Source organism: Olsenella kribbiana (assembly GCF_036408795.1).
GTDB lineage: Bacteria > Actinomycetota > Coriobacteriia > Coriobacteriales > Atopobiaceae > Olsenella_L > Olsenella_L kribbiana.
In genome coordinates this window covers 74,395-95,207 of record NZ_JAZGJP010000003.1, presented here as the reverse complement: position 1 = coordinate 95,207, position 20,813 = coordinate 74,395, and the positions used below count along the sequence as shown (strand labels likewise).

At 61.0% G+C, this 20,813-nt stretch carries 15 protein-coding genes; 8 read left to right on the top strand and 7 right to left on the bottom strand.

Features of this window, described 5'->3' with window-relative positions:
* Nucleotides 1-337 precede the first annotated feature (337 nt).
* Nucleotides 338-1,252 carry a UDP-N-acetylmuramate dehydrogenase gene (murB, locus tag VXJ24_RS03240; RefSeq protein ID WP_330971487.1) on the top strand — a complete coding sequence of 305 codons (915 nt, stop codon included), beginning with the start codon at nucleotides 338-340 and terminating at the stop codon, nucleotides 1,250-1,252.
* Between the two features lie 76 nt (nucleotides 1,253-1,328).
* On the opposite strand, the gene VXJ24_RS03235 is transcribed toward murB, so the two are convergent.
* Nucleotides 1,329-1,703 carry a P-II family nitrogen regulator gene (locus VXJ24_RS03235; protein WP_330971486.1) on the bottom strand — a complete coding sequence of 125 codons (375 nt, stop codon included), beginning with the start codon at nucleotides 1,701-1,703 and terminating at the stop codon, nucleotides 1,329-1,331.
* 15 nt (nucleotides 1,704-1,718) lie between these two features.
* Entirely contained in the window at nucleotides 1,719-2,966 is a 1,248-nt protein-coding gene (locus VXJ24_RS03230; RefSeq protein WP_330971485.1) for an ammonium transporter, read from the bottom strand.
* 360 nt (nucleotides 2,967-3,326) lie between these two features.
* On the opposite strand from VXJ24_RS03230, the gene VXJ24_RS03225 reads away from it, so the two are divergent.
* Complete coding sequence (locus tag VXJ24_RS03225) at nucleotides 3,327-4,607, top strand: coiled-coil domain-containing protein (protein WP_330971484.1); 1,281 nt, start codon at nucleotides 3,327-3,329, stop codon at nucleotides 4,605-4,607.
* A gap of 101 nt (nucleotides 4,608-4,708) precedes the next feature.
* Here the strand turns inward: VXJ24_RS03225 and VXJ24_RS03220 are convergent, their stop codons facing one another.
* Entirely contained in the window at nucleotides 4,709-5,947 is a 1,239-nt protein-coding gene (locus VXJ24_RS03220; RefSeq protein WP_330971483.1) for an SPFH domain-containing protein, read from the bottom strand.
* A 195-nt stretch (nucleotides 5,948-6,142) separates the two neighbouring features.
* Between VXJ24_RS03220 and VXJ24_RS03215 the strand changes: the two genes are divergently transcribed.
* The 5 genes from VXJ24_RS03215 to VXJ24_RS03195 all read left to right on the top strand — a co-directional run bounded on the left by VXJ24_RS03215 (nucleotide 6,143) and on the right by VXJ24_RS03195 (nucleotide 11,883).
* Nucleotides 6,143-7,966: a hypothetical protein gene (locus VXJ24_RS03215; RefSeq protein ID WP_330971482.1), complete on the top strand. Its 1,824-nt coding sequence runs from the start codon at nucleotides 6,143-6,145 to the stop codon at nucleotides 7,964-7,966.
* Nucleotides 7,963-9,447 (top strand): sensor histidine kinase, encoded by a 1,485-nt coding sequence (locus VXJ24_RS03210; RefSeq protein WP_330971481.1) that lies wholly within the window; start codon nucleotides 7,963-7,965, stop codon nucleotides 9,445-9,447. The genes VXJ24_RS03215 and VXJ24_RS03210 overlap by 4 nt, the downstream gene beginning before the upstream one ends.
* The gene (locus VXJ24_RS03205) at nucleotides 9,444-10,085 is read left to right on the top strand and encodes a response regulator transcription factor (protein ID WP_330971480.1); all 642 of its coding nucleotides are present in this window, start codon (nucleotides 9,444-9,446) and stop codon (nucleotides 10,083-10,085) included. Before VXJ24_RS03210 ends, VXJ24_RS03205 begins: the two co-directional genes overlap by 4 nt.
* 166 nt (nucleotides 10,086-10,251) lie before the next feature.
* Complete coding sequence (locus VXJ24_RS03200; RefSeq protein WP_330971479.1) at nucleotides 10,252-10,986, top strand: DUF4428 domain-containing protein; 735 nt, start codon at nucleotides 10,252-10,254, stop codon at nucleotides 10,984-10,986.
* 69 nt (nucleotides 10,987-11,055) lie between these two features.
* Complete coding sequence (locus VXJ24_RS03195; protein WP_330971478.1) at nucleotides 11,056-11,883, top strand: hypothetical protein; 828 nt, start codon at nucleotides 11,056-11,058, stop codon at nucleotides 11,881-11,883.
* A 187-nt stretch (nucleotides 11,884-12,070) separates the two neighbouring features.
* Here the strand turns inward: VXJ24_RS03195 and VXJ24_RS03190 are convergent, their stop codons facing one another.
* The 3 genes from VXJ24_RS03190 to VXJ24_RS03180 all read right to left on the bottom strand — a co-directional run bounded on the left by VXJ24_RS03190 (nucleotide 12,071) and on the right by VXJ24_RS03180 (nucleotide 18,114).
* The gene (locus VXJ24_RS03190; protein WP_330971477.1) at nucleotides 12,071-13,435 is read right to left on the bottom strand and encodes a PFL family protein; all 1,365 of its coding nucleotides are present in this window, start codon (nucleotides 13,433-13,435) and stop codon (nucleotides 12,071-12,073) included.
* Between the two features lie 90 nt (nucleotides 13,436-13,525).
* A complete protein-coding gene (locus tag VXJ24_RS03185; RefSeq protein WP_330971476.1) occupies nucleotides 13,526-14,179 on the bottom strand; it encodes a hypothetical protein in 654 nt (217 codons plus the stop codon).
* 179 nt (nucleotides 14,180-14,358) lie between these two features.
* Entirely contained in the window at nucleotides 14,359-18,114 is a 3,756-nt protein-coding gene (locus tag VXJ24_RS03180) for a phosphoribosylformylglycinamidine synthase (RefSeq protein ID WP_330971475.1), read from the bottom strand.
* A 377-nt stretch (nucleotides 18,115-18,491) separates the two neighbouring features.
* Between VXJ24_RS03180 and VXJ24_RS03175 the strand changes: the two genes are divergently transcribed.
* Nucleotides 18,492-20,024 (top strand): aminotransferase class I/II-fold pyridoxal phosphate-dependent enzyme, encoded by a 1,533-nt coding sequence (locus tag VXJ24_RS03175; protein WP_330971474.1) that lies wholly within the window; start codon nucleotides 18,492-18,494, stop codon nucleotides 20,022-20,024.
* Nucleotides 20,025-20,188: 164 nt separating this feature from the next.
* Here VXJ24_RS03175 and VXJ24_RS03170 read toward each other — a convergent pair whose 3' ends face one another.
* Nucleotides 20,189-20,770 carry a GNAT family N-acetyltransferase gene (locus tag VXJ24_RS03170; protein WP_330971473.1) on the bottom strand — a complete coding sequence of 194 codons (582 nt, stop codon included), beginning with the start codon at nucleotides 20,768-20,770 and terminating at the stop codon, nucleotides 20,189-20,191.
* Nucleotides 20,771-20,813 lie beyond the last annotated feature (43 nt).

The following is a 20,813-nucleotide window of genomic DNA, read 5'->3' as shown; positions in this document are numbered from 1 at the left end:
CTCTATCTTGCCTTCCTGCCGGTAGTCTGCGCAAAGAGACATTCTAGGCCGTACAGGGCGCATCTTGGCGGGTGAAAGCGCAGGAAAAGACAGGCATTGCAGAGACCATTGCATGAAAGGCAGGATGTGGCGGAAAAAACGGGGGCGCATTCCGCCCATGCGGGATGCGCCCCTGCAAACCCGAAGGCTTTTCATCCAGACACATGCGCCAGCTCGGTGCATATGCCGAATGCGTGCTTCACAGCAAGACTATCTGCTGCTGGGAGGCGCTCCGTTATACTCGGGAATGATAAACAGGTGGCGCATCAGGCTTCCGCCGGAGCGGAAGGGAGACCATATGGGACAGAACAGCGATGCACAGAAGCTGGCAGAAGAGCTCGAGTCGGTGGTGGGAAAGGGCAATATCGTCACGGACGAGCCGATGAGCGAGCATACGACCTTCAAGATCGGCGGTCCTGCCGATCTCTTCGTGCTGCCAGGAAACGCCGATGAGGTGAAGAAGACGCTTGAGGTCCTGAAGACGGCTGGCATGCCGTACTTCATTCTGGGCAAAGGTTCCGATCTCCTCGTCGACGATGCGGGATACCGTGGCGCCATCGTCTCGCTCGAGCGCTTCTGCGAAATTCATGTCGAGGGAACGAAGCTTCGCTGCGGGGCAGGGGCGACCTTGAAGGATGTATGCGCTGCGGCTGAGGCAGCAGGCCTTTCGGGCCTCGAGTTTGCCTGCGGCATCCCTGGCTCTGTCGGAGGCGCTGCCTTCATGAACGCAGGAGCCTATGACGGGGTGACGGCCGATGTGCTCGAGTCGCTTGCGGCGCTCGATGCAGACGGCAATATGCGTACCTACCAGAACGCTGAGCTCGATTTCGGCTACCGCAGGAGCCGCGTCCGCACGGAGGGCCTCATCGTGCTCGAGGTCACCTATGCGCTCAAGCGGGGTGACAAGGCAGAGATCCAGGCGAAGATGGACGATCTCACGCGCAGGCGCGAGGAGAAGCAGCCGCTCGAGTATGGCAGTGCAGGCTCCACGTTCAAGCGCCCTGAGGGCTTCTTTGCCGGCAAGCTCATCACCGATGCCGGGCTCAAGGGCTACCGTGTCGGCGATGCAGCCGTCTCCACGAAGCATGCCGGCTTTGTCGTGAACCTGGGCCATGCGACAGCGAAAGATGTCCATGCGGTCATCGGGCATGTGCAGGATGAGGTGCTGAAGCAGTTTGGCGTCTTCCTCGAGCCTGAGGTGCGCTTCCTCTAGAACAGGCAGTACAAAGACAAGAAAAGAGCGGGCAGAAGCTGTCTTCTGTCCGCTCTTCTGCTGGAGAGGCTCTGCCTCAGAGGGCTTCGAACTTAGCGTTGGGGCTCGGGGTGATGGCCTCGGTATCGCGCTCGCCAGTCCTGATGCGTATTGCATGGTCAATGTCATACCAGAAGACCTTGCCGTCGCCTGGCTCGCCGGTGTGTGCCGCCTTCACGATCGCATTGACGGTCTTCTCTGCCCAGTCCTCGTTCGAGACGACGATCTCGAACTTCGCCTTCGGCAGCATGTTCATAGCGACCTTGTTGCCACGGACCATGTGGGTGTAGCCGAGCTGGGTGCCGCAGCCCATGACCTGGGAGACCGTGATGCCACGAACATCTATGGCACGCAGGGCTTCCTTCACGTCCTCGAGGCGCTCTTCACGCACGATTGCTTCTACCTTGATCATATTGCTGCCTCCTGGCTAATCGTCGAGACCGGTGAAGGACGGATAGGCACGCTCGCCGTGCTGCGTGAGGTCGAGGCCGATGTGCTCCTCGTGCTCTGTGACACGCAGAGATCCGCAGATTGCCTTCGTGAGGGCAATGCAGATGAGCGAGCCCACGATAGCAAGCGCTATCGTCACCAGCATGGCAATGATCTGGGCGCAGATGAGGCCCGTATCGCCGAAGAAGAGGCCATTCCACTGGAGAGCAGGGTTTACGGCCTTGCTTGCAAAGAGGCCTGTTGCAATGCCTCCCCAGATGCCTCCGATGCCATGGCACCCGAAGGCATCGAGTGCATCGTCGTAGCCGAAATGCGCCTTCATGCGGGAGCACGTGAAGTAGCAGATGACAGCACCGATGAAGCCGATGGGAAGCGCTGCAGCAAGAGGCACGAAGCCGCAGCCTGGCGTGATCGCCACAAGGCCGATCACGAGGCCGGTGCAGGCACCGACAAGCGTCGGCTTGCGGTCGAAGAGCACATCCATGAGCATCCAGCCAAGCTCCGCTGCAGCTGCAGAGAGCGCCGTCGTCGCGAAGGCATGGACCGCGAGGCCGTCAGCAGCAAGGGCAGATCCTGCATTGAAGCCGAACCAGCCAAAGAGGAGGATCGTCGCGCCGATCGCGACAAGCGGGATGTTGTGGACGCGGTAGTTCACATCCGAATAGCCGCTCCTCTTGCCGAGCGCGAGGCAGAGCACGAGCGCCGAGATGCCGGAACTGATATGGACGACATTGCCGCCGGCAAAGTCGACTGAGCCGATTGAGGCAAGAAGGCCGCCCTGGCCCCAGACCATGTGGGCGATGGGGTAGTAGACGACGAAGGACCAGAGCAGGATGAAGACAAAGAGCGCCTTGAAGCGCATGCGTCCTGCAACCGAGCCCGTGATGAGGGCAGGGGTGATGACAGAGAACATCATCTGGAAGAGCGCATAGGCAAGGAATGGGATTGTCGCTGCATAGGGGCCTGCCGCATCGGCAGAGACGCCCTGCATCATGAGGTAGTCGAAGCCGCCGATGATGCCTGCGTGGTCGGACCCGAACGAGAGCGAGAAGCCGACGCAGATCCACAGGACGATCTCGAGGCCGATCGTGAAGAGCGATGCCAGGATGTTGTTCACGACATTCTTCCTGCGCCCCAGCCCGCCATAGAAGAAGGCGAGTCCTGGTGTCATGAAGAGCACCAGCGCGGCCGAGAGCAGCACGAAGGCTGTATCCGCATTGTTCATATGAAAGCTCCTTCCCTGAAGCATGCACACTGAAGACGGTACGGGGCGTCTGTTGCGGGGCCGTGACAGGGCGATTTCAGGAGCGCAGTATTGGTATTACGATATGCGGACCACAAGACCAGAGGACACTATCGAACCAGAGGCAGACAACTGCGAACAGATGCATGATTTCATTCAGGCGCGGCTCAGTGCGGTCTCAGGGACAAGCAAGCTCCATAAAGGCTGTTCAAGGCTTCTTAAGGGAGCGGCTGTTTCTGTGGAGTGTCGATGAGTCCTTCTGTTAGGCGTATAGTGTTGAATGCGCTATCTGTACTCACTTGCAGTTATTGCAAAACGTAGCATGCCCCGTAAGGAGTGAACGTGACACCTATAGATCAGAATACCGACGAGACGAGGCGCACGCCCTCCCTCTCACGCCGCAGCGCATTGAAGATGATGCTGAGCGCTGCTGGCGCCCTTGCCGTGCTTGGCAGCCCGCTTCGCGCTTTCGCAGACGATGTGGCCGATGCAACGGCTGCCGCCAATGATGCAGCGAACCAGCTTGCGGAGACGCAGTCCCAGCTCGATGCTGCCCAGTCTGAATACGATTCGATCTCAGCCCAGCTTACGCAGATTCAGAACGACTATGAGGGCCTTGCAAAGCAGCAGGCAAACACCCTCTCCCAGATCGAGGATGTCCAGAAGCAGATCGATGCGACGCAGGAGGACATCGACGAGAAGCAGGCCGATCTCGACCAGAAGCGCCAGGTGCTTGGTGCACGCATGGCATCGTCGTACAAGGCAGGAAACGACAACCTGATCTCGATTGTCCTGAATTCCGATTCGTTCGAGGACCTGTTCCAGAACGTCTACTACCTCGACAAGATCACGGCAGCAGACAATGCGATGATCCAGGAGGTCAAGGCCGCGAAGGATGAGCTCGATGCGCAGAAGGCTGCGCTCGAGGACCAGAAGTCCCAGCTCGATGCCCTGAACCAGCAGCAGACCGAGCAGATGAACCAGATGGCCCAGAAGCAGCAGGAAGTCGCAGACCTCCTCGCGAATGCAGACTCTGCCGTCCAGCAGCTCCTTGCCCAGAAGGATGCCGACCTCGTTGCCTACAACAACGCCGAGCAGGCACGCCAGCAGGCAGAGGCGGCAGCAGAGGCCGAGCGCCAGCGCCAGGCAGCAGCTGCAGCAGCTGCCGCAGCAGCGTCGTCAGGCTCGTATTCCGGCTCCTATGCCGCTTCCGGCGCGGGTGCCATCAGCACGGGCGGCGGCAACGGTTCGCTCTCGTCGGTGCTGTCTGCCTGCAGCAGCACGCCATCACCGGGCTATGGCTACTGCGCTGCCTGGGTCACGAACGTGTTCCAGAATGCCGGTGTCGGCTACTTCGGTGGCAATGCCTGCGACATGTATGCCTCATGGTGCGGCAGCTCGAACAGGGGCGACCTCCAGCCGGGCATGATTATCGCTGTCTCCTCGCACAACCTCGACGCCGCAGGCAGGATCTACGGCCACATCGGCATCTACGTCGGCAACGGCACCGTGATGGACAACATCGGCTATATCAGGAGCACGAGCGTCGATTCCTGGATTTCTACGTTCTCGGGCGTCGTCCCGGCACGCTGGGGCTGGCTCGGCGGTGTTGTGCTCGCCTAGGTTCATCATTCAGATCCGGCAGCCCAAGGGCCGGGAGGAGCAATCCTCCCGGCCCTTCTGCACCAGAGGCAGCCACTTTTTCGGGGGAGCGGCATCGGCGGCTAGGGACGGGGTTTGCCGCAGTTTCCGCAGAAGCGCCCGGTGTTCGTGGCCCCGCAGGAGCAGGTCCAGGGGCCATCCTGCGGCTTCGGACGGGGGCTTCCGCAGTTTCCGCAGAAGCGCCCGGTGTTCGTGGCCCCGCAGGAGCAGGTCCAGGTGTCTGATGCCGAGGAGGGCGCGGAGGCTCTGCTGGCTGCAGGGGCAGGCTGGCCTCCGCCTGTGCCCATGCCATACAGCCCCTGCATGTTCACGTTGCCACCCATCGCGTTTGCCATCCCCATGCCCATGAAGCCTACCGCCGCACCAGCCGTATTGGAAGCGGCCATACGCATCGCATCTGCCTGCGAGGCAGCTAGGTTCGCTGCGGCCATCGTGGGGTCGCGCATGACGGCAGCCCTCTGGAGCTCCTTGATCATTGCCTCGTCTTCGGGCGAAGCGACGATGGAGTTTACGCCGAAGGCGGCTATCTCGATGCCGCGCGTCTGGCTCCATGACTGGGAGAGCTCTTCGTTGAGAGCCTGCGCAAGCTCTGCCGTGTGTGCCGGCACTGCCGAGTAGCGTATTCCCATCTCGGAGATACGGGCAAAGGCGGGCTGCAGCGCCGTGAGAAGCTCGCTTTTCAACTGCGAATCGATGCGGCTTCTTGTAAAGGGCTCCTCGACATTGCCACAGACATTCTTGTAGAACATGAGCGGATCGACGATCCGGTAGGAATATTCGCCGTTGCAGCGAACGGCAATATCAATATCGAGTCCGATATTGCTGTCGACCACACGGAACGGCACCGGCGCTGCCGTCCCATATTTGTTGCCCACAATCTCCTTTGCATTGAAGAAGTAGACGCGCTGGTCCTTGCCGGTGTCGCCGCCAAAGGAGAAGCGCGTGCCTGCGCGCTCGAACGACGCCAGGATCCTTTCGCGCACTGTCTGGCCTCCGCCGAACAGAAGGCTCGGCTCTGTCGAGCTGTCGTAGACGAACTCGCCCGGCTCGCCAGAGGCTTCGACGACGGCACCCTGCTCCACGATGATCATGTACTGCCCTTCATTCACCGCGATCACGGAGCCGTTCGAAATGATGTTGTCCTCGCCGCGGGTATTGGACGAGCGTCCCTGCGCCGATATGCGTTTGCGGCCCTTGGCGACGAGAGTGTCTGCATCGAGCGAGTCGCAATAGAAGTAGTCCCGCCAGGAATCGGCAAGAACGCCGCCGACGGCACCCATGCCAGCCTTCAGAAGTCCCATGGCAATCCCTTCTCCCGTGCGCGCATGGCGCGCTGCCTCTCTCAGAGCGTGGCACAACTGCAGCAGCAGGAAAATTGCCAGACGTCTCATAACGCTCGGCGAAGCTTGGCCGCCAGACCAATTCTGCCGCCCATGTCTTCGATAGAATGTAAAGAAAGGAGTCCTTGGAGCGCTGCCGAAAGGAGCTGCTCATATATGGGCCAGCATGCAGACACGTTTGGGCGCAGGATCCTTGCCTCATGCTGTGCCGGCGGCGCTGTGCTCTGCCTTGCCCTGCTTGCCCTCGAGGCATTCGGCAGCGCCACCCCTCCTGAAGCTGGGACGCCTCTTGTGCTGCCGGTGTTTCCCTTTGCGGCGCCGGGCGCCTATGCCGTGGGGCCTTCTTCCACCTCGGGGTTCATGATCCTTTGCGCCCCTGCGGCTGCCGCATGGGGCTTTTCGGTGCATATCCGCTGCTCCGATGCGCAGATCCGCCATCATCTCAAGACCATAGCAGCTCTTGTGGGCCTCTGGATGCTCGATGTGCTCATCAAGTACCGCTATCCGATCCAGGACAGCCGGATCATCGCTCTTCTGTGGTACCTCTACTATGTGCCCATGACAGCAATCCCGGCGCTCTGCCTTCTCTGTGCCATCCGGGCGGCAGCGCTTGATTCCCGTCCATGGGCCACTGTGCTCAGCCGCGCGCTTGGTGCAATCAGCATCGTGCTTGTCGTCCTCGTGCTCACCAATACCTGGCATCTTCAGGTCTTCCGCTTTGACATCTCGAAGCCGGACTGGCAGAGCGCCTATAGCTATGGGTGGGGGTACTGGCTTGCGGTTTCTGTCTATGCGGCAGAATATTTGGCCTTCTTCGGCTTTCTGCTGTTCTCGTCGCGCCGCCAGCTCCATGGTATCATCGGCCTTCTCTTCATGGCGGCCGTGCCCTTTGCGGTCTACGCGCTGCAGTATGCGCTCCGGTACGAGCATGCGTACAAGACAAACTTCTCGCTCAACTACTGCCTGATTGTGGTTGTGCTCCTGGAGCTGGCGCTCGATTTCGGCCTGCTGCCATCATATGCCTGGTATAGCGAGGCCTTCCAGCGTCTGCCGCTCGACCTCAAGATCCTGGAGCGCGATGGCACTGCTGCATATGCGACAGATGCTGCAGGACCTCTGCCCCAGGAAGTGCTCGGGCTTGTCCTGGAGGCTGCGCAGCCGCGCGCTGATGCGCAGGTGATCCGTCTCAGGACATCGGCCATTCCGCATATGCTTTTCAAGGCATATGGCGTGAGTGGGGGAGCGGCGCTTCTTTCAGAGGATGTGAGCTTCCTGGATCGGCAGCATCAGATGCTCAGGGAACGGCAGGAGCGTCTCCGGAGAAGCAACCAGGTCCTGCGGCATGAAAGCGGCGTGCGCCACGAGCTGTGGCGTCTCGAGAGCGAGCAGCGCCTTCTGTCAAGCATCGAGGCATCCATCTCGAACAAGGTAAGCCGCATACAGGAGCTGCTGTCCCAGCTGCCGAAAGGCACAGGCCCTGACGAGCGTGCAGCACGCTGGGATATCCTTACCGAGGTCAAGCTTCTGGTTGCCTACTGCAAGCGCAAGGGCGCGCTGGTCCTTTCCGTGAAGAGCAGTTCTGCCTTCGAACGCGACCGGCTCCAGCTTGTCTTCAACGAGACGGCCTCCGACCTGCGCTCCATCGGCGTGGACTGCGCTGCTTGCGTGGATGTGAAGAGCGTGCTGCCTGCAGGGACGGTGAGCGTGCTCTATGACTGCCTTTACGATGTGGCATCCGCTGCCCTGTTCGCAGCCGACCCCATCCTTATGATCTTTGTGTCTGAGGAGGGAACAGACGTCGTGATGCGCGTGGCGCTCGAAGCGGCCCAGGTGCCGGCAGGACGTCTCGAGATGGCTGCCAGGAGCCTCAGAAATAGCCTCGATGCCCAGGGCGGGGACCTCTCGCTCGAGACATCTTCGGTCTCGCTCAATGCTGCCCTGCGCCTTCGGGTGCCAAGGACGGAGGGAGAAGGCGGATGAGCAATATCTTCTCGATGCGCGCCTCGACGCTGATTGCCCTCTGCGCGCTGTCCTACCTTCTTGCCGCGGGACAGACGGTCCATGCGTGCTTCTGTGCCATGAGGCGCAGTGCCGTTCCGCGATTGCCCGCTGTCCTCTATGAAGCGATGCTTGCCCTGCACCTTGTATTGGCCTGCGCAGCATCGAGTTCTGCCATTGAGAACAGGGGGCACATCCTCCTCTGGCTGCATCCGATGCTTCTGCCGATCGAGCCGCTCCTCTGGGTGCATGCCGTGGCGGCTGTTGCCGCCATCCTGTATGCCCTGCGGCTGAGGCGGTGGAGCGGACTGGCGGAGGCGGTGCTGTTTCTGTGCAGCACACCGGCAGGCATCGCCCTGCTTGGGCAGCATATGGCTGTGCTCCTCGTCGTCGATGTCTCGTATTTTGCTGCGCGCGTCGTAGCTGCGCTTGCCTTCGATCTGCATGAAGCCAGGACATCGGTCTCGCGCCTCTCAATCATCGATGCCCTTGATGCCTTGCCGGAGGGCGTGATGTGGATTAATGCGCAGCGCGAGGTTCTCTTCATGAATGATGCCATGCGCGGAAGCCTCACTGCGCTCGGCTTCAGGACAGACCTTGCCGATGCCACAGGGCTCTGGGAGCGTCTTGAAGCCTTTGCCAGCGAGACGGCGCCCGATCGCCTGCTTGTCGAGACCATGCCGTCTTCCACATGCCTTTTCGTGCGTGATGAGGCGGTGCTGCGCGGAAGGTGCTGCCAGCAGATCATGGCGCTCGATGTGAGCGAGGAGGCTGCCCTGGGCAGGCGCCTTGCCAGCGTCAACAGGCTGCTCGAGGCCGCCAACGAGGAGCTGGGTGCCTCGATGGCACAGGTGAGAAGGGTTGCCGAAGAAGAGGCTGTGATGCGGATGAAGATCCGTGTCCACGATACGGTAGGCTCGCGTCTGTCGATCCTCCATCGATATCTCGAAGACGGACGCGACGACCCCGAGACGCTTGAAGAGATCGCAGGGCTTCTGTCGAATATCGCAGACGACTTGGCCGATTCAGGTCGTCCGGCCGAGAATTCGGGACTGGTATCCATCGTGCGCGCCTTTGCGCTCATAGGTGTCGAGGTGCAGGTGACAGGCGAGCTGCCCGCCGACAAGGCGGTGGCTGCTGCCTTTGTCGAAATCGTCCTCGAGGCAGTGACCAACGCGGCCAAACATGCCCAGGCAACCTGCGTCGCGGTACAGATGGAAGGGGCAGGCGGAGCGGAAGGCGCATCGCTTACCGTCACCAATGACGGCGCCTCTCCTGCAGAGGTGGTGGAAGGCACGGGCATTCCGGGCATGCGGCGGGCGGCAGCGGAGGTGGGTGCCACCTTTGAGATATGCTCCACCCATCCCTTCACGGTCAGGGCAGTGCTGCCTCCGCAAGGGGATGGCGGGAAGCTGCCGGATGTACCTCCCGGGGCTGCTCCGGATGGAAGGGGGGAGCCATGATCTCGATCGTGCTCGTCGAGGACCAGGCAATGCTTCGGGATTCGCTGGCCTGCACCATCAATGCGCAGGACGATATGGAAGTCGTTGCCTCTCTCTCAGATGCTGCCGATGCGCTTGCTGTGACGAAGAGGACCGGGGCTGCCTGCGCGCTTCTCGATATCTGTACCGAGAACGACTCGAGCGGCATCGTGGCGGCACGCCTGATTAAGGGCGAGCTGCCGGGCGTGAAAGTGGTGGTGATGACCGGGCTTCCTGAAATCACCTTTGTCGAGCGTGCCCGCGAGGCCGGTGTGGACAGCTTCGTCTACAAGAACGTTGGGACAGGCGAACTCCTTGCTATCATCCGCTCGACCATGGAGGGATACTCGACGTTTCCTCTCGCCCGGCAGCGCATCATCCCCGACGGTGTGGAGCTGTCCGAGATCGAGGTAGATATCCTGCGTCTGGTCTGCGAGTCGAAGACCAGAAAGGAGATAGCCCAGGAGCTCTATCTCAGCGAAGGGACGGTCAAGCGGCATATCTCCGAGATCCTTGCCAAGACCGGCTACGACAATATCCTGCGTCTGGCAGTGCATGCGGTCGCCCATGGTCTCATCGTTCCGGGCATGGGCGCTCGAGACGAGCGGAGCGGGCTCTAGTGCGACGGAGCTCCTCCAAAGACCTTGCGCGTTTGGACCTCATGGCGCACCCCGCGGCTTCGGATGGGCCGCGGGGTGCTTCTCTGTGGAGCGTCCTTCAAGCAGAATCATGGTGACAGCAAGGCAGCGAGGCAGAAGGCCACACGGGCGGAAAGGGGAGACGGCTATGGGACTGTTCGGCAAGATGTTCGAGAAGAAGATCTGCAGCATCTGCGGTGGCGAGATAGGGCTTCTCGGCAACCGCAAGCTCGAGGATGGCAACCTCTGCAAGGAGTGTGCCAGGAAGCTCTCGCCCTATTTCAGCGACAGGAGGCGCTCGACGGTCGAGGAGATACGCGAGCAGCTTGAGTGGCGCGAAGCCAACAAGGAGCGTGTCGCCGCCTTCCATGTCACCAGGACACTGGGTCTGGATATCAAGGTGCTTCTGGACGAGGATGCGGGCCGTTTTCTGGTGACTTCCTCTTCGCGCTGGCGTGACGCGAATCCGGACGTGCTGGACTTTTCGCAGGTCACGGGCTGCGATACCGAGACAAGGGAGACACGTTCCGAAATCAGGTGGGAGGACAAGGAGGGTGTGGAGCACAGCTACGAGCCCCCGCGCTACGACGTGGACTACGACGTATATGTGACCATACACGTGAATGTCCCGTACTATGACACGATCGCTTTCAGGGTGAACGACAGCCGCATCGAGGAGCGCAGTTCGGTGGAGTTCCGCGAGGCAGAGCGGCAGGCGCAGGATATCCGTGCGGCACTGACAGAGCTGCGCGAGACCGAGCGGGGAAAGGCTGCAGCTGCTGCCGCACCCAAGACCGCACGTACCTGCCCGTTCTGCGGCGCGACGACCATACCGGATGCCAATGGGCGCTGCGAATACTGCGGCGGCGCTATGGGGGCGTAGCGCTTTGCGCGATGCAGGAAGCAGCTGGTGCAGCACGCCGGCCGAAGAAAGGAGAAGGGGGTGACGAGAATGGAGATCGGGAAGAAGAGATGGGTGGCCCTGTTCATGTCGATGATTGCACTCTGCCTCGTGCTGGCAGGATGTGCATCGGGCGGTGCAGGAGGAGGCGCCGATGCGGCCAAGAGCTTCATCGGCGACTGGAAGCTCGTGGGCATGGAGGAAAACGGCGAATCCACCAGCTCCGAGGACATCGCGCTCATGGAGCAGATGGGCGTGACGGTCACGCTGAGCTTCAAGGAGGACAAGAGCTGCGCGCTCAGCGTCTTCGGCGAAGAGACGTCGGGGACCTGGGAAGCAAAGAGCCCTTCCGAGGCAGCCATCACGATCGAGGGACAGACAATCACTGCGACCCTTGCGAATGAGATGCTGACCCTCGAGGATAATGGCACCAAGATGATGTTCGGGAAGGGCGTGCCCGAGCCCAGCGCAAAAGCTGCTGATCCTGGAACCGCTGCTGTCGAAGAAAGCGCCGAAGAAAGCGACGAGACAGCAGTTCCTATCGGTCAGACCATCGCAGACGATGAGATATGCACGATTGAGGTCATCGACAAGAAGGTCGACTGGGCAGACGATCCTGGCTATACCTTGAAGATCACGAACAAGTCCGACAAGGCCATACGGGTCTCGGCCAAGTACGACACATTCTCTGTCAATGGGAAGATGGCAGATCCTGAGCTGTATGAGACTGTCCAGAGCGGGAAGTACGTCGAGGGCTTCATGTGGTTCAGCGGAGACGATGTGGAAGGAGTCGATGCGCTGACAAACGTCGAAGGCACGATCGAGGTCATGGACGACGCGTCCTATGAAACGCTCAGGGAATATCCGTTTGCCCTGTAGCGTGCCGGCAGAGCTTGGTCCCCGGGCCTTGAGCCCGGGGACTTTCTGCTGCGTGCATGAAATCCTGCAGCAGCTGCTGCGTAGGACAAGAGGCGATTCCATGCATTGCATATGAAGGCCAGCAGGCAAAGAAAAGTCCGGCCATCCTGCAGGGTGGCCGGACTGCATGCTCTCTGGGGAGCTGGGCTCAGTTCTTGAGGGAGTTGAGCGGTGCCGGGAAGCGGCCGCCGCGATGGGCAAAGACCTTGCCGGCATACTTGTTGACGGGCATGACAGGGGCAGATCCGAAGAGGCCGCCGAACTCGAGCATGTCGCCTTCTTCCTTTCCGATGGCAGGGATGAGGCGCACGGCCGTCGTCTTCGTGTTGATGACGCCGATGGCCATCTCGTCTGCGATGATGCCTGCCATGGTCTCGATGGAGGTATCGCCCGGAATGGCAATCATATCGAGGCCGACCGAGCATACGCTTGTCATGGCCTCGAGCTTCTCGATCGAAAGGGCGCCCTTCTCGGCAGCCTCGATCATGCCAGCATCCTCGGAGACCGGGATGAAGGCGCCGGACAGGCCGCCCACCGAGCTTGATGCCATGACCCCGCCCTTCTTGACGCAGTCATTGAGAAGCGCGAGGGCGCAGGTCGTGCCAGGGCCGCCACAGGTGCCGACACCGATAATCTCCAAAATCTTTGCGACGGAGTCGCCGGCTGCTGGCGTCGGTGCCAGCGAGAGGTCGACGATGCCCTTCGCGACGCCGAGCCTACGTGATGCCTCGCGGCTCATGAGCTCGCCGGCACGGGTGATCTTGAAGGCGGTCTGCTTGATCTTCTCTGCGACGGTCATGAGGTCTGCATTGTCGGGGAGCTGCGAAAGCGCTGCTGCCATGACGCCAGGGCCAGAGACGCCGACATTGATCACGGCATCTGCCTCGCCGACGCCGTGCACGGCTCCTGCCATGAACGGGGAGTCTTCGACCATGTTCGCGAAGCAGACGAACTTGGCTGCACCGTAGCAGTCGATATCGGTCGTTGCCTGGGCGCAGGCACGTATCGTCTCTGCGGCACGCAGGACTGCATCCATGTTGATGCCGGCACGGGTCGAGGCAACGTTCAGGGACGAGCAGACACGCTCGGTCGTGGAGAGGGCATCAGGGATGGAGTTGATGAGGCGCTGGTCGGCGCTTCCCATGCCCTTCTGCACGAGGGCAGAGAAGCCGCCCATGAAGTCGATGCCCAGAGTCTCGGCAGCCCTGTCCATCGTGCGTGCGATCGGGGAGAAGTCCTCATCGGCGCATCCTGCTGCGACCATAGCAATCGGCGTGACAGAGACGCGCTTGTTCGCGATGGGGATGCCGTATTCGCGCTCGAGGTCCTCGGCCGTCTCGACGAGATGTTCTGCCTGCGTCACGATCCTGTCGTAGATCTTGTCGCACATGCGGTCCATATCCTCGTCGGCGCACCCCAAGAGCGAAATTCCCATCGTAATCGTGCGCAGGTCGAGATTTTGCTCTGATACCATGGCCAGAGTCTCTGCGACCTCATTCGGAGTGATGTCCATGCTGCCCCTTATCGTCTGTGCTGGTATGTCCCAAGTATGGCAGAGAAGGGACGCATGTACGTCCCTTCTCTGCTGTAGATGCATCAATTTTTACTTTCCGGCTGCTGCTGTGCCGTCCTTCTCGGCCTGCTTCTCCTGCATAGCCTTGAGGCCTTCCTTTGCCATGTCCTCGAGCATGCCGGTGTAGATCTTGGCCTTCGTCTGCTGGCCGCGGTTGCCGTACTGAAGCGCTATGAGGGAGAGGAGCTGGGCCTTGCGCTCGCCCTTGGCATCCGGGAGCTCCTCGAGCATATCGTCGAGGTAGACAGAGCTCCTGTTCGCGATGATCTCATACATCTGGCGGCAGGACTTCTCGTAGGCTTCATCCTCGTCGCGTGCCTCGATGAGCTTCAGCATCTTCTTGGCATCCTTGTACTTGCCGGCATCGAGATAGAGCGTGAATGCCTTGTCCTCGGCGGCAGCGCGCTGCTTCTTGTTGAGGCGGGCATTGAGCAGACGGTCGCAGACCTCGAGGGCATGCTCGTCGTCGCCCTTTGCGATATAGGCATTCATGCGCACGAAGTCGCGGTTGAAGGGGTGCAGGTACATCTTCGCAATGAACGAATCCATGTACTTCAGGAGCTCGTCGTAGGAGCCCTGCGCGAAGTAGCGCGTGATGCGGTCGGAGGCGACGCGGCGCATGATGAAGTCGATGAGGATGAGGACGATAACCAGGATGAGGGTTATCTGCATGGGCGTGCTCATGATCAAATCCTTTCTGGGCTTGAGGCCCAGTGTCTGCGTACCTGTTGCGTCCTTGGGGGAGGGGCGCATGTAGCTACCAGTATACGGATTGGGAGCGCTCGGGCGCCATAAGGATGGCAAAAGGCGCAGGCCCCTGGAGGAACCTGCGCCTTTGAAGTGCTTATGGCTGCCTTCTGCTGTTATGCGAAGTAGGCGACGCCGCCCTCGAGCAGCGGCTGGAAGCGGTTGCCCGGGATGTTCTGGTAGCAGCCCTTGCTCACGCGCTCTGAGTGGCCCATCTTGCCGAGGACGCGGCCATCGGGGCTCGTGATGCCCTCGACTGCCATGAGGGAGCCATTCGGGTTGAAGGCAAGGTCCATCGAAGGCGTGCCTTCGTCGTCCACATACTGCGTGGCGACCTGGCCCTTTGCGATGAGGTCCTTGAGGACTTCGTCAGAGGCGACGAAGCGACCCTCGCCGTGGCTGATCGCGATGCGGTGCAGGTCTCCGACCTCGCACTTGGAGAGCCAGGGGGAGAGGTTCGAGGCAACGCTCGTCGTGACGATGCGGGACTGGTGGCGTCCGATCGTGTTGAACGTCAGGGTCGGGCTTGCAGCGGTCGTGTCGACGATATCGCCGTAGGGAACGAGACCGAGCTTGATGAGGGCCTGGAAGCCGTTGCAGATGCCGAGCATGAGGCCATCGCGCTTCTGCAGGAGGTCGCGCACCGCCTCCGTGATCTGCGGGTTCCTGAAGAAGGCATTGATGAACTTTGCGGAGCCATCAGGCTCGTCGCCGCCGGAGAAGCCGCCCGGCAGCATCACGATCTGGGATTCGTTGATCGCCTTTGCCATGGCCTCGACAGACTCTGCAACCGCCTCGGGCGAGAGGTTGTTGAGGACCAGGGAGCGCGGAGCGGCACCTGCACGCCTCCAGGCACGCTCGGAGTCATACTCGCAGTTCGTGCCTGGGAAGACCGGGATGATGACACGGGGCTTGCCGAAATCGACGCCGCCGGCAGGGGCTGCGAAGTGCACGGGCTCGTAGTCGTGCTCCTCTGCCTTCCAGGCAAGCTTCTCGAGAGCTGGCCCTTCAGCGACGCCGCGGTACGGATAGACATCCTCGATGCCGTGCTCCCAGGCCTCCTGGAGCGTGGCGCCGGCCAGGGTCTCGCCGCAGGCACGGATATGGTAGTCAGCGGCCGTCTCGCCCAAGGGAGCGACAGAGACATTCTCGGGTGCCTTTGGCACGATGCAGCCGTCTGCAAGCTCGACGATATAGGAGCCATAGGCAGGCGTGAAGAGGCTCTCGACCGTATAGGTATCAGCAACATCGACGCCGATCTGGTTGCCCAGGCACATCTTGAAGAGGGCTTCGGCCACGCAGCCATAGCCCGGCGTCGAGACAGCGACGGCGTCCTTGTCGGCAATGAGCTTCTCCACGAAGGAGGAGGCAGCAAGGAAGGAGTCTGCCTCGGGCACAAGGCCATCCTCGTGGTAGGCAGGGACGACAGCGATGACGCGAGAGCCTGCGTGCTTGAACTCGGGAGAGACGATTGTGTCGATCGTGCCCAAGCCTGTCGCGAAGGAGACAAGGGTAGGCGGCACGTCGAGGTCCTCGAAGGAGCCAGACATCGAGTCCTTGCCGCCGATCGAGGCAAGGCCCAGATCCATCTGCGCCATGAGCGAGCCGAGAAGGGCTGCTGTCGGCTTGCCCCAGCGCTCAGGCACGTCGCGGAGCTTCTCGAAGTATTCCTGGAACGTCAGGTAGAGGTCCTTGTGGGCAAAGCCCGTGGCCACCATCTTTGCGACAGACTCGACGACGGAGAGATAGGCGCCGCGGAACTGATCTGCGCTCATGAGGTAGGGGTTGAAGCCCCATGCCATGCCCGAGCAGGTCGTCGTCTCGCCCATGACGGGGAGCTTTGCGACCATGGCCTCGGCAGGCGTGAGCTGGGTCTTGCCGCCGAATGGCATGAGCACGGTCGAGGCGCCGATCGTGGAGTCGAAGCGCTCGGAAAGGCCCTTGTTCGAAGCGACATTGAGGTCGCGGACAAGGGAGTCCATCTTCTGGCCGAAGGTCGTGCCGTCCCAGTCATGCATGTAGGGCTTCTGGGCCTCCACATGCACCTTCTGGTGCTTCGGGGCGCCGTTCGAGCTCAGGAACTCGCGGGAGACATCGACGATGGTCTCGCCGTCCCAGACCATGCGCAGGCGTTTCTCTTCGGTCACGCGGGCAACGACCGTGGCCTCGAGGTTCTCCTCGTGGGCAATCTTCAGGAACTCGTCGACATCCTCAGGCGCCAGGGCAACAGCCATGCGCTCCTGGGACTCGGAGATGGCAAGCTCGGTGCCGTCCAAGCCTTCATACTTCTTCGGGACGCGGTTGAGGTCGATGAAGAGCCCATCTGCAAGCTCGCCGATAGCGACAGAGACGCCGCCTGCGCCGAAGTCGTTGCAGCGCTTGATGAGGCGGCAGGCGTCCTTTCTGCGGAAGAGGCGCTGGAGCTTGCGCTCGACAGGAGCATTGCCCTTCTGGACCTCGGCACCATCCTGGGCCAGGGACTCCACATTGTGAGCCTTGGAGGAGCCGGTGGCACCGCCGATGCCGTCTCGTCCCGTGCGGCCGCCGAGGAGGACGATCTTGTCTCCCGGAGCCGGGCACTCGCGGCGGACATGGTCAGCGGGCGTGGCACCGACGACAGCGCCGATCTCCATGCGCTTTGCCACATAGCCTGGATGATAGAGCTCGGAGACCTGGCCGGTTGCAAGGCCGATCTGGTTGCCGTAGGAGGAATAGCCTGCTGCAGCCGTGCGGCAGATCTTGCGCTGCGGAAGCTTGCCCTCGAGCGTCTCGGATACCGGCTGCGTCGGGTCGCCTGCGCCGGTCACGCGCATGGCCTGATAGACATAGGAGCGGCCGGAAAGCGGGTCTCTGATGGCGCCGCCGATGCAGGTGGCAGCTCCGCCGAACGGCTCGATCTCGGTCGGGTGGTTGTGTGTCTCGTTCTTGAAGAGGAAGAGCCAGTCCTCGGGCTTGCCGTCCACATCGACCGTGCACTTGACGGTGCAGGCATTGATCTCTTCGGACTCATCGAGGGTCGTAAGTATTCCTTTGTGCTTCAGATACTTGGCACCGATCGTGCCCATGTCCATGAGGCAGAGCGGCTTCTTGTCGCGGCCAAGCTCGTGGCGGGCGTCAAGGTAGCGCTGGAAGGCCTGCTTCACGACCTCGTCGTCGATCTCCATATCGTCGAGGTTCGTGCCGAATGTCGTGTGGCGGCAGTGGTCGGACCAGTAGGTGTCGATCATCTTGATCTCGGTGATGGTCGGCACGCGGCCTTCGCTTGCAAAGTAGCGCTGGCAGAACTTGATGTCGGCGAGGTCCATGGCAAGGCCACGCTCGTCGATGAAGGCCTGAAGACCCTTCTCGTCGAGGTCGAGGAAGCCTTCGAGCTTCTCCACCATCTTCGGCTTCGGATACTCGGTCTTGAGCGTCGCCTTCTTCTCGAGCGATGCCTCGCGGGCCTCGACCGGGTTGATCACATAGCTCTTGATCTGGGCGATATCGTCATCCGAGAGCTTGCCTTCAAGCACATAGACCTTGGCAGAGCGGACAAGGGGGCGCTCGCCCTTCGAGATGAGCTGCACGCACTCGCTTGCAGAGTCTGCACGCTGGTCGAACTGGCCGGGGAGCGACTCGACGGCGAAGACATAGGAGCCTTCTGCGACCGGAGGCATCTCCTCGAGGCTGGTGTCGTCCACCTGCGGCTCGCTGAAGACGGTCGGGATGCACTCGTGGAAGAGTGCGTCCGTGATGCCTTCGACGTCGTAGCGGTTGATGATGCGGAGCTTTTCGAGGCCGGCAATGCCGAGCATGTGCCTCAGCTCATGGGAAAGGTCTTTTGCCTCTCCGTTGTAGCCGTCCTTCTTCTCCACGTAGATGCGCTGGACCATGGTCCTACCTTCCCGGGGGTGTGGTGGCACGTACAGCTCAATTCTACGTCTCGGCCAGGGGAGGAGAGCCCACCTGTTTGCCTGCTGATAACACTCCCTGCAAATACCGCATACGGAAGGGATGGGTGTCCAGAGCAGGGGTGGGTCCCGTGCAGGCAGCCGGCGTTCTGTTTCCACCCGCTTTCCGGAAGCAGGGAAAGGGCCTCAAGAGGGACCGTCTGCAGGCAGCTGCTGTGAATTGAACCTACTTCCTGGAAAGTTCAACGATTGGTGCATACAAGCTGTGCTATGCTGCCACTTGCATTGAACATACGGCAGCAGATGAATTGAACTTCTCATAAAATTGAACTTGTTGCGCATGCAGGGAAGGAGCGCGCATGGAAAGCAGGACTGCAGCGGAGCCCCAGGCCTTTGCCCGGCGTCTGGAAGATGCGATGCAGGAGCGCCACCTCAAGCAGGTCGACCTCATCCATATGGCAGAGGATGCCGGCGTGAAGCTCGGCAAGAGCAAGCTCAGCCAATATGTAGGAGGAAAGACCTACCCGCGTCCCGAGATGCTCGATTTCCTTGCCCAAGCACTTGATGTGCCGTCTGCATGGCTTGGAGGAACGGAAGCCTCCGATCCTGCAGCAGCACAGAAGGCACCTGAACCCAGCACAGACCAGAAGAGCACGACAATTCCGGAAGGACGTCCGATGCGCGAATTCACGAAGTCCCACAAGCTCGACAATGTCCTCTACGACGTGCGTGGCCCCGTGGTCGACGAAGCCAACCGCATGGAGGAGGCGGGCACCCATGTCCTGAAGCTCAACATCGGCAACCCTGCTCCCTTCGGCTTCCGCACGCCGGACGAGGTCGTCTACGATATGAGCCGCCAGCTCACGGAATGCGAGGGATATTCTGCCAGCCGCGGCCTCTTCAGCGCCCGCAAGGCCATCATGCAGTATGACCAGCTCAAAGGCCTGCCCAATGTCGAGATGAACGATATCTATACCGGCAACGGCGTCTCCGAGCTCATCAACCTCACGATGCAGGCGCTGCTCGATGACGGGGACGAGATCTTGATCCCGAGCCCCGACTACCCGCTCTGGACGGCATGCGCCACGCTTGCAGGCGGCCATGTCGTGCACTATCTCTGCGACGAGAAGGCCCATTGGTATCCTGACATCGAGGACATCAGGAAGAAGGTCACGCCGCGCACGAAGGCCATTGTCATCATCAATCCGAACAACCCCACCGGCGTCCTCTATCCGAAGGAGGTCCTGGAAGAGATTGTCGAGGTCGCACGCGAGCATCAGCTCATGATTCTCTCCGACGAGATCTATGACCGCCTTGTCATGGACGGCAAGACACACGTTTCCATCGCAAGCCTGGCGCCGGACCTGTTCTGCATCACCTACTCCGGCCTCTCGAAGTCCCACATGATCGCCGGGTATCGTATTGGATGGATGACGATGTCGGGCAACAAGGACTGCGCACGCGACTTCATGATGGGCATCAACATGCTTTCGAACATGCGCCTGTGCTCCAATGTGCCGGCTCAGTCCATCGTCCAGACCGCCCTCGGCGGGCACCAGTCCGTGAACGACTACATCGTGCCGGGCGGCCGTGTCTATGAGCAGAGGAACTTCGTCTACGACGCCCTCAAGAGCATCGACGGCGTCGAGGCCGTGAAGCCGGATGCTGCCTTCTACATCTTCCCGAAGCTCGATCCGAAGAAGTTCCATATCACCGACGATGAGAAGTTCGCGCTCGACCTGCTGCGCCAGAAGAAGGTGCTGATCGTCCACGGCAAGGGCTTCAACTGGGAGACGCCGGGATATTTCCGCATCGTCTATCTGCCGCGCATCGAGACCTTGCGCGAGGCCATGAACAAGCTTGCCGACTTCCTGAGCTACTACCACCAGTAGGAGGATTCGCAGATCCCAGAGATGTCCAGAAGCGCCGTGTCCTGAAAATGGGGTGCGGCGCTTCTGTGCTGTTCCGGCGTCCTTGCCAAGGCTCTGGGGTCTCTCTCGAGATCTGCGCTATCGGCACAGACCCATACGTGGCACCGGAAAGCGCTGTCCGGTGCCTAGGACATCCAGGGAAGTGCAGGCGCCGGTGTCGGGTGCGTGCCGATCATGCGCTCCATCCACACCACGTCGTACCACTGGCCGAACTTGTAGCCGCATCTTGCGAAGCGGGCACAGAGCGCATACCCCAGCCTCTCGTGGAAGCGGATGCTCGCATCGGTGAGATAGGGGTCCTCGGTCCGGTCTTCAGGAAGCGCCGTGATGCAGGCGTACATGTTCTGGATGCCCATCTGGGAAAGTTTCTCTTCGAGCCCGGCATAAAGCGCCCTGCCGATGCCTTTTGCGTGTTGGGCCTCGTCTACATAGATCGAGGTCTCCACAGACCAGGAGTAGGCGGCGCGTCCATGATAGACGCCCGCATAGGCATAGCCCAGAAGATGGCCGGGCTCTTCTGCGCCTGCTGCCACAAGGTAGGGGTAGCGCTCGAGCGTATGGGCAATGCGGGAACTGAACTCCTCGGCTGAGGGAGCCTCATATTCGAACGTTATCGCTGTTCCCTCCACGTAGGGACGGTAGATGGCGGCAAGCGCTGCTGCGTCGTCGGGGATGGCAGGGCGGATGAGGATGCCTTGTTCGGACATGGAAGCTCCCAGGTTTCGAGAAGTCGGTTCATAGACAGTCTAT

Bases quoted from the DNA above. Each gene is read 5' to 3' on its own strand.
- murB (WP_330971487.1), top strand. From the start codon at position 338: ATGGGACAGAACAGCGATGCACAGAAGCTGGCAGAAGAGCTCGAGTCG.
- VXJ24_RS03235 (WP_330971486.1), bottom strand. From the start codon at position 1,703: ATGATCAAGGTAGAAGCAATCGTGCGTGAAGAGCGCCTCGAGGACGTG.
- VXJ24_RS03230 (WP_330971485.1), bottom strand. From the start codon at position 2,966: ATGAACAATGCGGATACAGCCTTCGTGCTGCTCTCGGCCGCGCTGGTG.
- VXJ24_RS03220 (WP_330971483.1), bottom strand. From the start codon at position 5,947: ATGGGACTTCTGAAGGCTGGCATGGGTGCCGTCGGCGGCGTTCTTGCC.
- VXJ24_RS03215 (WP_330971482.1), top strand. From the start codon at position 6,143: ATGGGCCAGCATGCAGACACGTTTGGGCGCAGGATCCTTGCCTCATGC.
- VXJ24_RS03210 (WP_330971481.1), top strand. From the start codon at position 7,963: ATGAGCAATATCTTCTCGATGCGCGCCTCGACGCTGATTGCCCTCTGC.
- VXJ24_RS03205 (WP_330971480.1), top strand. From the start codon at position 9,444: ATGATCTCGATCGTGCTCGTCGAGGACCAGGCAATGCTTCGGGATTCG.
- VXJ24_RS03200 (WP_330971479.1), top strand. From the start codon at position 10,252: ATGGGACTGTTCGGCAAGATGTTCGAGAAGAAGATCTGCAGCATCTGC.
- VXJ24_RS03195 (WP_330971478.1), top strand. From the start codon at position 11,056: ATGGAGATCGGGAAGAAGAGATGGGTGGCCCTGTTCATGTCGATGATT.
- VXJ24_RS03190 (WP_330971477.1), bottom strand. From the start codon at position 13,435: ATGGACATCACTCCGAATGAGGTCGCAGAGACTCTGGCCATGGTATCA.
- VXJ24_RS03185 (WP_330971476.1), bottom strand. From the start codon at position 14,179: ATGAGCACGCCCATGCAGATAACCCTCATCCTGGTTATCGTCCTCATC.
- VXJ24_RS03180 (WP_330971475.1), bottom strand. From the start codon at position 18,114: ATGGTCCAGCGCATCTACGTGGAGAAGAAGGACGGCTACAACGGAGAG.
- VXJ24_RS03175 (WP_330971474.1), top strand. From the start codon at position 18,492: ATGGAAAGCAGGACTGCAGCGGAGCCCCAGGCCTTTGCCCGGCGTCTG.
- VXJ24_RS03170 (WP_330971473.1), bottom strand. From the start codon at position 20,770: ATGTCCGAACAAGGCATCCTCATCCGCCCTGCCATCCCCGACGACGCA.